The sequence below is a fragment of the Nitratireductor sp. XY-223 genome, assembly GCF_004959855.1.
Taxonomy (GTDB): domain Bacteria; phylum Pseudomonadota; class Alphaproteobacteria; order Rhizobiales; family Rhizobiaceae; genus Hoeflea_A.
In genome coordinates this window covers 594667-608551 of sequence record NZ_SPNT01000003.1, presented here as the reverse complement: position 1 = coordinate 608551, position 13885 = coordinate 594667, and the positions used below count along the sequence as shown (strand labels likewise).

Here is a 13885-nt window from a genome sequence, read left to right as displayed (position 1 = left end):
CGCTCATCGAGCGGCCCGCCGGGCTGCCATTCGGAGCAGCACGGATTGAGGCGATGGGCAGCAGGCTTTCCCCGATTGATTATCTCATGGGCGTCTCGGTCGCGCTTGTCTGGGGCATGGGCATCGTTTTCGCGAAGGGCGCGATCAATCACTTTCCGCCCATCCTTCTGATGGCCTTCCGGTTTGCCGTGACCGCCCTGGTGCTCGTCTGGTTCGTCAAACCGCCGGTCGGCCAGTTTCTCTGGATCTTTTCGATCGCCCTGGTCTCGGCCGCCATCCAATACAGCCTGACATTCACCGGCCTTGCCGGGATCGACGCTTCGGTCGCCGCGCTTGTGGTCCAGCTTGAAGTGCCCTTCCTGGTGCTTGTCGGCGCTGTGGCGTTCCGCGAAAAGACGAGCCTGCGCAAATGGCTCGGCATCGCCATCGCCTTTTCCGGCGTCGGGCTGATTGCCGGAGAGCCGAGGCTCGGCGCCGCCTGGCTTTCGATCCTGCTTGTCGTCGGCGGTGCGTTTTCCTGGGCGGTCGGCCAGGCCATGGTGCGAACACTTCGCGAAATGAACGCGATGGCGGTCACCGCCTGGGTCGCCGTTTTCGCAACGCCCCAGCTTGTGGTCATGTCGCTGATCTTCGAGGGCGGCCACTTTGAGGCCGTGCGGTCGGCCAACTGGATCGTCTGGTCGGCCGTGGTTTATCTCGGCATCGTCATGACGGTTATCGGCTACAGCCTCTGGTATTCGCTGGTGCGCAGGCACCCGCTCAATCAGATCGCCCCGTTCCTCCTGATGCTTCCGGTCTTCTCCGTCGCCGGCGGCGCGTTGTTCCTTGGCGAGCGTCTGACGCCCCAGGTCATGATCGGCGGCGCCATCGTCATTGCGGGCGTCGCCTTCATCCTGACGGAGCGGCAGCGTTCCGAGCCCCCGATCGTCGAGCACACATAGGCCGGCACATCTGATCCGACATCGTGCATCCTTCGTAATGAACGACGGTTGTATTATGCGAACGTGGGAGCCCGATCATGGTCTATGTGTCCGTTACAGGCCTCAAGCTTAGAAGACCGCAATCCCTGCCGCGGTTTTACTGGCACGCGATCCGTTCGTTCCGGCAGGCAAAAAACTCCGACGGGATGCGCTTTGCCGAAACCCGCACAATTGCCGGTGTGCATCATACGCTGACGGTCTGGAGCGACCGCAAGAGCATGCTTGCCTATCTGACGAGCGGACCGCACCGACAGGCGATGCGTGTCTTCGCCAAAATTGCCACCGGAAAGGTCCATGGGTATGAAAGCAAAACCATCCCGGGCTGGGACGAGGCGCTCGCCGAGTGGACCCTTCATGCGCGCGAAGTCTGACCGATAGCCGTTGCCGGCAGCAGGCCTGCGAGAAGCAGGACACGCATGACATGGGCGGCAGGCAGGCCGCAGTCCATCATCTGGGCGCGGCGCCGGACGGCGGCAAGGTCGATCGAATCGAACGCGTCAAACAGCGCGGATCCCCGTTCGATCAATTCAGGATGGTGCTCAAGGAGCGAAGATACGGCCGAAAGCGTATCCGCGTAGAGCTCCGTCGCGTTGCCTTCCGATTCGACAATCAGCCGGAGCACCAGCGCAAGGTGCGCCTCGCCACTTGCCCTGCCGATGCGCCGCAGGGTCCCGGGCGAAAAACATTCTCCGGGTCCGCGCGCCTTCTTGTAGACGCGCCCGCCGTTGAATAGCCTTACGCCGCACTGGCGCGCCACCTTGTGGATATCGCACCGATGCGCCCTGGCCTTCCGGTCGCTATCCGGTGTCGGCCTTGCTGCCTGCCTACCCGCCGTCATGGGTTTTCGATCAGCCCCAGCTTGCGGGCGGCCTGCATGCGGCTGAGACCGCGCACGAGCAGGTCCGTGTAGGGTTGCTCCAGATGGCCGGGAACATGAAATCCCCGCCGTGCCCGATTGAAGGCCGCAAGGTGGCCTCCGCATTTCGGTTTGCGCGCGGCCGGTGTTCGCAATTCGGCCGGTTGCGCAAATGCGCCCTTGCGGATGCGATAGCGGCTGGCGAGTTTGCGGATATAGGTTTCGTCGATGTCGAAGCGATCGGCGATTGCACAGGTCGGCTCACCCGCAGCGTAACTTCTGAGCACCGCCTCCTTTTGCCGCATATCGAGCCGGCCGCGCCGGCCGCGCGGCGTTGCATTGATGTCGAGTATTGTTTCGGGCAGTGCATCCGATTGCCGATCTTCGTGCATGGCTCGTCCCTGTTGCTGTGTTGAATGGATGAATTGCTCAAAATTCCGCTATGCGTCGCCTTTTCCTCCTTGCAGTGTTCCGATCGCGGTTCCGGTCGGGTCGTCGAGAATGGAGACCCTCGCCACCGATATCCGCTTGCGGCCCCAGTCCGCTTCGCCGGTGCCCGAAGTCGGCTCCCCGAAATCGACCACTTCCCGCCAGACGCGATCGATCCCAAGCGCCGGCGCCAGTCTCCCGGTGGCGGAGTCCGTCACGTATGTTCTTGTTTTGTTCTCTTGGTCATTAAAATTTGAAACACACGATTCACCATCCGCTAATCCGGTGGGGTCGGACGGTTCCGATACGTCTGTCGGCCGATCTACACAAACGGGATTGGCGCGAGGCGGCATTGGCAAACCCTTATTTTTGAAACAAAATCTGGAATGATTTGCAATTTATTCCATTTTGGTATACTCGTCAATGCAAAATACCATTCTGGTTTTCCGATAGACCGGTTTGGAATAATGCGGATTATTACTCACCTGCGGACCGGGGAAAACGGATGAACACCATCAGGCAGCGACGGGAGGCCTTGGGGCTGACACAGGCACAGCTAGCCGAGCGCACCGCGACGTCCCAACCCCAGATCAGGCGATTGGAGGCCGGCGAACGGCAGTTGACCAAGGAATGGGCGGAGCGAATAGCTCCGCATCTTGGTATGAGCCCGTCCGAACTTATGTTCGGAGGTGCTTCCTACAATCCGCCCTCGCCGACCGGACCTCCTGCAGGCACTACGGAACACAACCGGAACATTTCTGTGATCGACCACGAGATATCGGTTGCAACTGCACATCGAATACAATCAAATACGGCAGGGACCGAAACGCCGGCGGGAACCCTGCCGGCCAATGCACGACTGGGCGACGAACTGCCTGACCCGCATGTGAAAATCCCCGTTTACGGGCAGGCAGTCGGTGGTGTTGATGGTGAGTTTGTGATGAATGGCGACCGGCTGGAAGATGTGTTTTCGCCACCGAGCCTTTCATCGGTCGCGGGCGCCTATGCCGTCTACGTTGCCGGCGAATCGATGGAGCCGCGCTATTTCGACGGTGAAATCGTCTTCGTCAATCCGTCCAAGCGGGCACGCCGCGGCGATTTTGTCGTCGCCCAGATCCAGGCCGAGGAGCATGGACCTGTTCTTGCCTATGTCAAACGCTTCGTGCGCTGGAATGCGGAGGAACTGGTTCTGGCGCAGTACAATCCCGAGAAGGAGCTGCTGTTTCCGGCCGGCCAGGTGATATCGGTTCACCTCGTCGTCATGGGCGGCGCGGTCTAGCGGCTGCGCTACCCATATCGATCTCGTGCCGTTGACTCGTACAGCCGTTCACACCGGCTGCGCAACAACAATCGGTGGTGACTTCGGGTGCTGACCTTCTCACATAAGCTCCGCCCCCTGGGACCGCATATGCGGCCGGCCGGTCGGTAACTTTGGCACCGCACCGGCCCGGATATTTGCCACGCGCCGGTTCATCCAGTGACGGATGAAGTAGACATAGGCAAGCCGTCTCAGGCCGCTGATTTGTTGGCTGTGACTGCCGTAAAATTCATCCGGCGACGCGAACAGCCCCAGATCCGCGTTGATCCCTGTCCTCTGGATGTAGGTATCAGTGCCGTTCCAGCTCGTTTGCGGGTCCATCAGCCTGTCGGTACCGGCGCCGAATGCGCAGATGCTGCTTTCTTCGCAGGCTGCCTGCAGACTTGCCACATAGGCATCGTCAAGGATGAACCCCTCAAGGTTGATCCATTTGTCGTTGTAGAGAACTTCTACCCAGGAATGGACGATATTGCCCGGCGCAATCCGGTAAACAAGTTCCGGCATAACACCGCGCTGTAGGGATTTGTGAATGGTGAAGCCATGCAGCCTGCATGGGATTTCCAACGCTCGGAACAGCGCCATCAGCAATGTCGCCTTGGTGTTGCACTGCCCGTAACCGTCAGCCAGGACCCTCGAGGCAGCGATTTCGTCAGCGCTGTTGTAGCCAAATGCTATTTCGTTGCGAACAAATTCATAGGCCGCGCCGATACGATCATACCTGCTCAGTTGCCGCCAACGCCGCTTTTCGATCAGGTCGCCGATCGCCGGATTCCCGAAATCTAGCATCGGAGTTTGCTGAAGCAGTTTCACTTCGTTGTCGCTCATTTCAATCCTCTTTTTTGACACGGTGAAACAATGCTAATGTCTCTAGCGACTATAGATTCAAGATATTTTTTGCATTGCCGAACGGCTTCCGGCCCTTTGAAGGCGGTGCTATGTCTGCGCTCATGTTTTCACCCTATCTGGACCACTGGAATCTGGTGGCCGACGGCACTGCGATCATCACCGATTACAGCCGCCTCCTGCCGGTCAGGATGCGTGACGGAAGTAAAGCCATGCTGAAGATCGCTCTGGTGCCAGAGGAACGTTTCGGTGCGTCAGTCATGGCCTGGTGGGACGGGGTCGGCGCTGCAAAGGTGTTCGAATATGCAGGTGACGCCCTGCTTATGGAAAGGGCCCTGCCCGATCCACAGCTCGACATAATGGCAGTTAACGGTGAGGACGACGAGGCAATCCGAGTTCTTTGCTCGACCGCCGCCACGCTACATGGCAAGACTGATGAACCTCCGTCCGGGCTCATCCCGCTTGAACGCCGCTTTGATAGCCTATTCGCGGCGGCAGCCGTCCACGGTGGTATATTTCGCCATTCAGCGGATGCAGCGGCAGAACTGCTTGCATCGCAGTCGGACAGCCGCGTTCTGCACGGAGACCTGCATCACGGCAACGTTTTGAATTTCGGCCCGCGCGGCTGGCTTGCCATCGACCCGAAAGGCCTCATCGGCGACCGGTCGTTTGAATATTGCTGCCTGTTCGGCAACCCGGATCCATGCGCCGCACTTCGCCGCGGACGGCTCGCGCGGCAGGCCGGGATCGTCTCCAGAACCGCGGCCATAGACCGCCCGCGCCTCCTGAAATGGATCCACGCCTGGGCAGGTCTGTCGGCAGCCATGATGCTTGCAGACGATGCTGGCGGTATTGATGCAAGGCTCGATTTGGCGCGTCTCGCGGCGGCCGAGATGGCGAGTTGAGTGCGTATCTCGTTTTGCACCTGAGCGCGTCGGCTGTGGAGGCGCTCAACTTGGCGCTGCAAAAGACGTAGCCTACACCAGATATTCGTGTTAGGTGACGCCCGATATTCATTTCGCCGGAGACCTGTCCCACCCATGCCGATCCTTGCCGCCGCCGCTGCCGTCGGCGCATCCTGCTGCTGGGCGGCAGGCGCCATTCTTGCTCACAAGCCGGCGACTTTGCTTGGTCCTTTCGCGCTGACCCGCATGCAGCTCGGCTGGTCGGCCGCGCTGCTCATCGTCGTTGTTACCCTGCTGGGCGGCTGGCGAAGTGTGGCGTGGGATCAGTGGCCGGCGTTTGTCGTTGCAAGCGTCATTGGCGTGGTGGCGGCAAATGTCTCCATGTTCGCCTGCATGCGTCGTGGCGGACCGCGCCGATCGCAACTGCTTCTGTCGATGAACGGCCCGCTGGCGGCACTGCTCGGCTTCATCTTCCTCGGCGAAGTCATCAGCGGTCAGCAGCTGCTTGGCTGCGCGATCACGCTGACGGGAACGGCGCTGGCGATTCTATATGGCAGCAACGCAAAGGACAGGCTGGAACATGTGCACGGACCCATGGCGATCATGGTCGCTCTTGGACTGCTGGCGGCCCTGTCCAATGCGGTCGGGCTGGTCTTTCTCAAGCCGGCCATGCTCGCCGGAACCGACCCTCTTGCCGCCAATGCGCTGCGCACGGCGGGCGGAACACTTGTCATCATGATCATGGCGTTCTGGAACGCGCCAATGTTCGCGGCACTGGAAAAACCGGGGCTTGGCCTGACCATTCACGCCATTGTGCCTGGTGTACTCGGTCACGTGGTTGCCGTGAGCCTTCTGTTATATGCCGTGCGCTGGATCGACACCGGAGTCGCCGTCGTGCTCGGTTCCGCCGCTCCTGTCATCATGCTGCCGATGATCTGGACCCTGACCGGCGTCCGCCCCAGGCTTCTCGCCTGGCTCGGTGCGCTGCTCGCGGTTTCAGGCACGGCCCTCATCCTTATTTGAAGTCGGCTCTTCTCATCCGCCGAGGGAACGCACATAACGGCCGTGGAAGTGAACATACCCGTCCTCGGTTTCGCGCAGATGCGATTTCGTCAGCCGGTGAAACTCGGGAAGCCGGTGAAACGGCACGCCGGGAAACGCGTGGTGTTCCGCGTGGTAGGGCATGTTCCAGGCAAGCCGCCGCACGAGCCTGTTGGTGAAGGTCGTGCGGCTGTTTTCGAACATGTTGGCGACGAACGCGCAGCGGCCGTGCTCGGCCAGCAGGTAAAGCCGCAGGAACGGCTGGCCGAGGATTGCCGGAATGATCCAGACATAAACCAGCACGGCGGATCCGGCGGCGATGGAAAGAGCCGCGAGCAGCGCATAGAGCGCCAGCATAAGCCGCGCCTCGCGGGCGATCTGCGGACGCGCCGCCGGCGGCACGAAATCGTCGCTGGTGCCGCGGAACGCAAGCCACAGCAGCGTCGCGGCCTGCCGCACCCAGACCGGCAGTCCCGAAACATGAACAATGTATTGGCCGACCGCCTTTGGCTTGGGTCGCGCCAGCTCGGGATCGCGTTCGGGGTCCTGCGTGTGGCGATGATGGGCAAAATGAAAAAAGCGGAACCACTCGGACGGCAACAGGATCAGGAACCCGCAGACCCGGGCAACCGCGTCGTTTATCCAGGGTGTGGCGAAGGCCGTGCGATGAATGGTCTCGTGCAGCGTCGTGAACAGGAAAATGATCGCGATGCCCTGCGGGACCATCAGCAGCGGCCAGAACGGAACCCTGGCCGCGATCAGACCGCCGAGAAGGAGAATCGCGCCGGCGTGGGCCGCCAGGGCTGCGGTACCTTTCGCATCCGATTTTTCCGTCAGCCGCTTCTTTTGCTGCGGCGAAAGCGAAGCAAGGAATTCGCGGTGGCCCGTGGCGCCCGTATCGGCCTTTTCCGCCAGCTTCGGTGTCACGGCAACAGCCCCAGTGTCTCAAGCAGTCGGTATTTGTCCCAGTCGACCCAGCTTTCGACAATCCTGCCGTCGGCGACCCGGTCGATATCGATACCGGTCCAGACCGCCGTCCTGCCGGTCGGTCCGTGACCCGCATAGTCGCCGGTGTGCCTGGCGGAAAACTCCCAGCGCGTGGCTACGAGATCGTCCTCTGCAATCTGCATGATGACCCGAACCCGGGACTCGGAGAACGCGGCATGGTAGCCGCTGACCAGAGTTTTCCAGCCGCCCAGGTCGAGATCCTTCACGTCGCCCTCGATGCTCGGCTCCTGGTGATTGACGTAACTGTCGGCAAACACCAGCGCCACGTCGTCATCGTTGTCGCTCGACCAGAATTCCAGTGCCCTTCGCGCCAGCTGCTTGTTCGCATCACTCATCGTGCGTTTCCTCGCTGCAAGGCTTCGTTTCCCGTCAGAAATCCGTCGGCACGCCACCTTCGTGCTTGCGGCGTTCGACGAACGTGCGCAGTTCTTCCGCGATCGCGGAGTCCAGGGCCGGCCGTTCATATTCGGCAAGGCGCTGCTTCCAGACTGCGTTCGCCTTTTGCATCGCGGTCGGCTCACCGGCCTCGTGCCAGGTCTCGAAATTGCGCCAGTCGCTGATGATCGGCGCGTAGAATGCATCCTTGTAGCGCGCCTGCGTGTGGGGGGTGCCGAAGAAGTGGCCGCCCGGCCCCACGTCCGCAATGGCGTCCACGCCCAGTTCGTCCTCGTCGAACTTCAGCGGGGTGCAGAATTCGGCGACCATCTGCAGGAGATCGATGTCCAGAATGACCTTCTCGTAGGAGCAGCAGAGACCGCCCTCCATCCAGCCGGCACCGTGCTTGAGCATGTGGCCGCCGCTGTTGACCGCCCCCCAAAGGGAGAACACCGATTCGTAGGCCGCCTGGGCGTCGACCGTATTGGCGGCGCAGACATTGGAGGTCCTGTAGGGCACGTTATAGCGGCGCGCCAACTGCCCGCCGACATATTGCGCCTTCATATATTCGGGCGTCCCGAATGCCGGCGCGCCCGATTTCATGTCAACATTCGACGTGAAGCCGCCATACATGGCCGGCGCGCCGGGATTGACCATCTGGCTGAATGCGAGCCCGGCGAGCGCCTCGGCGTTCTGCTGCACCAGCGCGCCCGGTATCGTCACCGGTGCCATGGCGCCCGACAACGTAAACGGCGTGATCACCACGGGCTGGCCCATCGAGGACATGTCGATGATCCCCTGCATCATCGGGATATCGAGCTGCAGCGGCGAGTTCGTGTTGATGATGGTGAAAACCGAAGGCTGGCGCCTGAGGTCATCCATGCTGATGCCGTGGGCGATACGGGTCATTTCGATCGCGTCGGCAATGCGTTCCTCGCCGAGGGAGTAAACGTTGTATGCCTTGTCAGTCAGCGTGATGTAATCGGAAATGCAGTCGAGGTGGCGAACGGAGGCATGGATATCGACCGGCTCGACGGGGTATCCGCCGAGCAGGTGGATGATTGGGTGGAGCTGCGCAAGTTTCAGGAAGTTCTGATAGTCGTCCCGGTTGCCGCTGCGCCGGCCACGGTCCATGCACGAGGCGTTCGGCGCACTGGCCATCAGGCAGAACGCCATCTTGTCGCCGCCGATCAGAATATTGTGCTCCGGATTCCTTGCATGCAGGACAAACTGCTGCGGCACGGTCGCGATGCGTTCGAGGATAAGGTCGGGGTCGAAACGAACCCGCGTCTCTCCATTCTCGACCCGCGCACCGGCCTTTTCCATGAGCGCGCGGGCACCGTCGTGAAGCACGTTGATGCCTATCTCGGAGAGGACCCGGAGTGACGCCTGATGGATTTGCTCGACAGCCTCCTCGGAGACGAGATCGATCGGTGCGTGCGGCCGCGACGGCTGGACGAAGGGCCGTGCGAGCAAGCCGCCGCCGCCCCGTTTTCGTTCGCGTCCGCCACGCCTGCGTTGCGGTGCGTCACCCCCCGAATACACGCTTGCCATTGCTCAAACCTCCAGTCCGGTCAGGTCGCTTGGTGCAGGTCGAGGATCACCTTGCTGGCCTGGCCGTTTCGCAGCGCCTCAAATCCTTTTTCAAATTCCTCAAAAGCAAAGCGGTGGGTCAGAATTGGAGAGATGTCAAGACCGCTTTCCAGCATTGCAAGTGCTTTGTGCCAGGTATCGAACATTTCGCGTCCGTAGATGCCCTTGAACTGCAAACCCTTGAAGATGGCCTTGTTGAGATCGATCGCCACGGGCCCGTGAAAAATGCCCAGGAGACCGACCTGACCGCCATTGTTGAGGGTTTCGATCATGTCCTGTAGTGCAGCGGCCGAGCCGGACATTTCAAGCCCGACATCGAAGCCCTCCTTCATTCCGAGTTCGGTCATGATGTCGTCGAGGTCCTCCTCGCCGGCGACGACCGCCCGCGTCGCGCCCATCTTGCTCGCCAGCGCCAGGCGCTTCGGATTGATGTCGGTGACGACGACATGGCGCGCGCCGACATGGCGGCATACGGCGGCGGCCATCAGGCCGATGGGCCCTGCCCCGGTGATCAGGACGTCCTCGCCGACGAGATCGAAGCTGAGCGCCGTGTGAACGGCGTTGCCGAGCGGATCGAGGATCGACGCGTACTCGTCCGGAATGTCATCCGGGATCGGATAGACATTGTGCTCCGGGATCACCAGGTAATCCGCGAACGCACCGGTCCGGTTGACGCCGATCCCCTTGGTATCGCGGCACAGATGCTCGCGCCCTGCCCGGCAGTTGCGGCAGTGGCCGCAAACGATGTGGCCCTCGCCGGACACGCGCTGGCCCGGCTCGAAACTTTCGGTTCCGGGTCCCAGCTTGTCGATATGGCCGACAAACTCGTGACCGATGGTCATCGGCACCGGAATGGTCTTCTTCGCCCATTCATCCCAGTTGTAGATGTGCATGTCGGTGCCGCATATGGAGGCGCTGTCGATGCGGATGCGGACCTCGCCCGGTCCGGGTTCCGGCACCTCCACTTCCTTCATCGTCAGCCCGGGTGCGGCCTTTTCCTTGACGAGTGCGCGCATGTCATCAATTCCCTAGCTGATCAGACCGTGTTCGAGACCCGCCTGTGTGAATGCCGCCACAGCGCGTCCGACATGTTCGGGCGTATGGGCCGCGGACATCTGCGTGCGTATGCGGGCCATGCCCTTCGGTACGACGGGATAGGAAAAGGCGATGACGTAAACGCCGTGCTGCAGCATCGTGTCGGCCAGTTTCGCAGCCAGCGCCGCATCGCCGACCATCACCGGAATGATCGGATGGTCGCCCTCGATCAGCGTGAATCCGGCCGCCGCCATTCCGGCGCGAAACCGTGCGGCGTTGTCGTGCAGGCGCCGGCGCGCGTCGGAAGCGGCTTCAGCGATCTCAATGGCCTCGATTGCCGCCGCGCATACGGCCGGCGCAACCGCATTCGAGAAGAGGTAAGGCCGCGCCCTTTGACGTAGCAGGTCGACGATCGGCTGCGCCGAGGCGACATATCCACCGGAGGCGCCGCCCAGCGCCTTGCCGTACGTGCCTGTCAGGATATGGACCCGGCCCTCGACACCGAGCAGTTCGGGCGTGCCGGCACCGCGCTCGCCCAGAAAGCCGGTCGCGTGGCAGTCATCGACCATGACCAGTGCGTCGTGCTTTTCCGCCAGGTCGCAAATCGCCGGAAGATTGGCGACGATACCGTCCATGGAAAAGACGCCGTCCGTGACGATCAGGCGGTAGCGGCAGTCCTTGGCAGCGATGAGCTGCTTTTCCAGGTCAGCCATGTCGTTGTTCGCGTAACGGAAGCGCTGCGCCTTGCACAGCCGGATGCCGTCGATGATCAAGGCATGGTTGAGACTGTCCGAAATAACCGCGTCGGCATCGCTCAGCAGTGCCTCGAAGACGCCTCCATTGGCATCGAAACAGGACGGGAAAACAATGGCGTCCCGGGTCCGCAGAAACGCGGCAGTCCGTTGCTCCAACGTACGGTGCAGATCCTGCGTTCCGCAAATGAAGCGGACCGACGCCATGCCGAAACCGTGGCTGTCCAGCGCCTTTTTCGCGGCCTCCACCAGGCGGGGATCATCGGCCAGCCCAAGGTAGTTGTTGGCGCAGAAATTGAGCACTTCCTTTTCGTTGCCGTCGGCATCGCGGGTGCGGATCATCGGCGCCTGGGGCGAGGTTATGACCCGTTCCCGTTTCAGCGTGCCCGCGGCTTCGATTTCCTCGAGTGCCTCTCCGGCAGAATCGATCAGAGTTTTGGACATGATGTTCCTATATGTTGCACTGATTCCAGCATATTGGAATATTCGCGGATCATGTCAATCGAAAGGCATGCACCGTTCAGATGACATCACACCATACCAGATTTTGCCCGATACTGATCGGGCTGCGCGACCAGCAGCAGGGCCTGCGTTTCACGCTCTGCCACATTGTCGATGCGGTGCGGCGCGTCGGCGCGATAGCGCAGCGTGTCGCCGGCTTTCGCATAGACCGTCTTGCCGCTGACGGACACAGACAGAGAACCGGATAGACAGGTCAGATGTTCGAAGGTCCCCACAGCATGCGCTCCGGAGTCCAGGCAACCGTCCGCCTGCATGACCAGGTGGTGCCACTCGACCGGCAAAACCGTGCGAACCGGGCTGAGCATATAGAGTTCGCACCGGCCGTCCGCGCTTCGCCGAAGGGGTGTCGAATAATGATGCTGATGCTCGATGGGCTCGTCCCGGCGCGCCGTCCCCTCAAGCGTGGCAAGGTCGAGGCCAAGCGCCTGGGACAGCGCCCAGACGATCGAGAATGTCGGATTGGCGGTACCGCGCTCGATCGCCGACAACATGGAGCGTGAAACGCCGCTGCGCTCGGCGAGCTGCTCCAGGGTCAGTTGGAGCGCCTTGCGCTTCGATCTGACGATCTTGCCGATATCCGGAGTCGGCGCGACATGCATCGGGTGCTCCCCAGTCTCAATGATGTGTCCGGGCTGTCTTAGCGCATATTCCGATATATTGGAAATCTGATGACCGACGTCCGTTAAACCGCCATCCCTTCCAGAAGCGGCGATTTGGCGCGCAACTCCCTGGTGATGTATTCATTGAAGGCCTTGACCCTTGCGGCGCCTCGGATGTCGGAATGGGTTAGGACCCACAGGGAGGTATCCATCTCTCTGATGGGATCCGTCACGCGCACCAGCCCCCGTGAGGTATCGCCAAGGCAGCATGGCAGGACGGCAACGCCGACCCCGGCCAGTGCGCAATCCCGTACCGCGACGAAGGTATCGGCCGTCATGGCGATCCGATCGGACACAACGTTGCGCGCCAGCCAGTCACCGACCGGTGAAGCAGCGAGCGCCTCGCCGATCCCGACCCAGCGGGCCTTGCGCAGCACACGCTCGCGTTTCCCGTTCGCGCCATCGACAAGCGCATCGGCCCCGTAGACAGCGAAGACCAGACCGGAAACCCGCTGCCCCACCAAAGTGTCGGGCGGCATCTTGGATGCCCGGATCGCGACATCGGCGTCCTGCTTCGTCAGATTAAGCCGGCTGTTCGTCACCGAAACGTCGACCTGGATCTGCGGATGGCGCGCGATAAAGGTCTGAATGAGCGGGGCCAGCAGCGAAACCAGCAACGAGTCTGTGGTCGTGACGGCCAATTGTCCCTCCAGGCGCAGGTCCCGACCGAGGAGGTCGCGGTTGATCGCCGTCACATTCTGCTCGATCTTGCGGGCCGCCTCCACCACCGCGGCGCATTCCACCGTCGGACGGTAGCCCGACTGTCGCCGTTCGAACAGCCGGACGCCATTCTCGGCTTCGAACTTCGCAATTCTGCGCAGCACGGTGGTCGCGTTGACACCGAGCCGCTCGGCGGCGGCAACGGCCGATCCACTGTCGGCGACAGCGATCACGTAACGGAATATGTCCCAGTCAGGGTTCTGCATAAATGCAGATTCAATATGCAAAACTTGTCGTTGTCGAGCGTTTTCGCATTTTCTAGAGTTTTACGGTCATTGTACGCACCCCTGGACGCGCTGCGTTTCTCGGGAACGGAGTGGCGCGTGCATGGTTGCGGAAAATGACGGACGGCATGACACCGTCGTGATTGCAGTTTTCTCAATGATCCTCACGGGAGAGCGTTATGAATCGCACGATCGCACTGGCAGGAATTCTTTCGGCCGCCCTCATTGGCGGCAGCTACGCGGCTGACGATCCGTCCGCCGACAGGCAGAACATCATGAAGAATGTGGGTGCGGCGACGGGTGTCGGTGCAAAGATTGCCAAGGGCGAGATGGAATTCGATGCCGTCACGGCACAGCTCGTATTCAATACGCTGAACGCGGCGGCGAACGGTTACGGATACCTGTTCCCCGAGGGATCAGAGACCGGCAACGATACGGAAGCCTCGCCGAAGATCTGGGAAGACAAGGCCGGCTTCAACGCGGCCGTCGCCAAATTCATTGCCGATACCAATGTAAAGGTCGCGGACCTTGACGGTTTTCGGGCGGCCTTTGGCGCGGCGACCAAGAACTGCGGCAGCTGCCACGAGAGCTACCGCATCATGAAGAAATAGGACGGACAGACTGC

The 13885-nt window shown here is 61.3% G+C and carries 17 protein-coding genes; 6 read left to right on the top strand and 11 right to left on the bottom strand.

Annotation, left to right across the window (positions count from 1 at the left end):
* The first annotated feature begins 53 nt into the window (after nt 1-53).
* Together E4M07_RS14540 and E4M07_RS14535 are read left to right on the top strand one after the other, a co-directional pair.
* Nucleotides 54-941 (top strand): EamA family transporter, encoded by an 888-nt coding sequence (locus tag E4M07_RS14540; protein ID WP_136659057.1) that lies wholly within the window; start codon nt 54-56, stop codon nt 939-941.
* Between the two features lie 77 nt (nt 942-1018).
* Nucleotides 1019-1351, top strand: coding sequence for a hypothetical protein (locus E4M07_RS14535; protein WP_136659056.1), 333 nt, complete (start codon nt 1019-1021; stop codon nt 1349-1351).
* Here the strand turns inward: E4M07_RS14535 and E4M07_RS14530 are convergent.
* The 3 genes from E4M07_RS14530 to E4M07_RS14520 are packed head-to-tail and all read right to left on the bottom strand — an operon-like array spanning nt 1333 to nt 2483.
* Nucleotides 1333-1818 carry a hypothetical protein gene (locus tag E4M07_RS14530; protein WP_246660456.1) on the bottom strand — a complete coding sequence of 162 codons (486 nt, stop codon included), beginning with the start codon at nt 1816-1818 and terminating at the stop codon, nt 1333-1335. The genes E4M07_RS14535 and E4M07_RS14530 overlap by 19 nt on opposite strands.
* Entirely contained in the window at nt 1815-2228 is a 414-nt protein-coding gene (locus E4M07_RS14525; protein ID WP_136659055.1) for a hypothetical protein, read from the bottom strand. Before E4M07_RS14525 ends, E4M07_RS14530 begins: the two co-directional genes overlap by 4 nt.
* Before the next feature lie 48 nt (nt 2229-2276).
* A complete protein-coding gene (locus E4M07_RS14520; RefSeq protein WP_136659054.1) occupies nt 2277-2483 on the bottom strand; it encodes a hypothetical protein in 207 nt (68 codons plus the stop codon).
* Nucleotides 2484-2770: 287 nt separating this feature from the next.
* Between E4M07_RS14520 and E4M07_RS29315 the strand changes: the two genes are divergently transcribed.
* Nucleotides 2771-3544, top strand: coding sequence for a S24 family peptidase (locus E4M07_RS29315; protein ID WP_246660455.1), 774 nt, complete (start codon nt 2771-2773; stop codon nt 3542-3544).
* Nucleotides 3545-3643: 99 nt separating this feature from the next.
* Here E4M07_RS29315 and E4M07_RS14510 read toward each other — a convergent pair whose 3' ends face one another.
* Nucleotides 3644-4408 (bottom strand): transglutaminase family protein, encoded by a 765-nt coding sequence (locus tag E4M07_RS14510; protein ID WP_136659053.1) that lies wholly within the window; start codon nt 4406-4408, stop codon nt 3644-3646.
* Nucleotides 4409-4482: 74 nt separating this feature from the next.
* On the opposite strand from E4M07_RS14510, the gene E4M07_RS14505 reads away from it, so the two are divergent.
* Both E4M07_RS14505 and E4M07_RS14500 read left to right on the top strand, forming a co-directional pair.
* Nucleotides 4483-5331: an aminoglycoside phosphotransferase family protein gene (locus E4M07_RS14505; RefSeq protein ID WP_348640520.1), complete on the top strand. Its 849-nt coding sequence runs from the start codon at nt 4483-4485 to the stop codon at nt 5329-5331.
* A gap of 135 nt (nt 5332-5466) precedes the next feature.
* Nucleotides 5467-6354 (top strand): DMT family transporter, encoded by an 888-nt coding sequence (locus E4M07_RS14500; protein WP_136659052.1) that lies wholly within the window; start codon nt 5467-5469, stop codon nt 6352-6354.
* 12 nt (nt 6355-6366) lie between these two features.
* On the opposite strand, the gene E4M07_RS14495 is transcribed toward E4M07_RS14500, so the two are convergent.
* From E4M07_RS14495 to E4M07_RS14465, 7 genes are all read right to left on the bottom strand, one after another.
* Nucleotides 6367-7299: a fatty acid desaturase gene (locus E4M07_RS14495; RefSeq protein WP_246660454.1), complete on the bottom strand. Its 933-nt coding sequence runs from the start codon at nt 7297-7299 to the stop codon at nt 6367-6369.
* Nucleotides 7296-7715: an ester cyclase gene (locus tag E4M07_RS14490; protein ID WP_169054222.1), complete on the bottom strand. Its 420-nt coding sequence runs from the start codon at nt 7713-7715 to the stop codon at nt 7296-7298. Before E4M07_RS14490 ends, E4M07_RS14495 begins: the two co-directional genes overlap by 4 nt.
* Before the next feature lie 34 nt (nt 7716-7749).
* Entirely contained in the window at nt 7750-9309 is a 1560-nt protein-coding gene (locus E4M07_RS14485) for a trimethylamine methyltransferase family protein (protein WP_136659050.1), read from the bottom strand.
* A 20-nt stretch (nt 9310-9329) separates the two neighbouring features.
* The gene (gene tdh / locus E4M07_RS14480) at nt 9330-10364 is read right to left on the bottom strand and encodes an L-threonine 3-dehydrogenase (RefSeq protein WP_136659049.1); all 1035 of its coding nucleotides are present in this window, start codon (nt 10362-10364) and stop codon (nt 9330-9332) included.
* A gap of 12 nt (nt 10365-10376) precedes the next feature.
* Nucleotides 10377-11579 carry a glycine C-acetyltransferase gene (locus E4M07_RS14475; protein WP_136659048.1) on the bottom strand — a complete coding sequence of 401 codons (1203 nt, stop codon included), beginning with the start codon at nt 11577-11579 and terminating at the stop codon, nt 10377-10379.
* Between the two features lie 86 nt (nt 11580-11665).
* Nucleotides 11666-12256 (bottom strand): XRE family transcriptional regulator, encoded by a 591-nt coding sequence (locus E4M07_RS14470; RefSeq protein WP_136659047.1) that lies wholly within the window; start codon nt 12254-12256, stop codon nt 11666-11668.
* A gap of 83 nt (nt 12257-12339) precedes the next feature.
* On the bottom strand, nt 12340-13242 hold the full coding sequence (locus E4M07_RS14465; RefSeq protein ID WP_136659046.1) for a LysR family transcriptional regulator: 903 nt from the start codon (nt 13240-13242) through the stop codon (nt 12340-12342).
* 197 nt (nt 13243-13439) lie between these two features.
* Between E4M07_RS14465 and E4M07_RS14460 the strand changes: the two genes are divergently transcribed.
* On the top strand, nt 13440-13871 hold the full coding sequence (locus tag E4M07_RS14460; protein ID WP_136659045.1) for a cytochrome c: 432 nt from the start codon (nt 13440-13442) through the stop codon (nt 13869-13871).
* Nucleotides 13872-13885 lie beyond the last annotated feature (14 nt).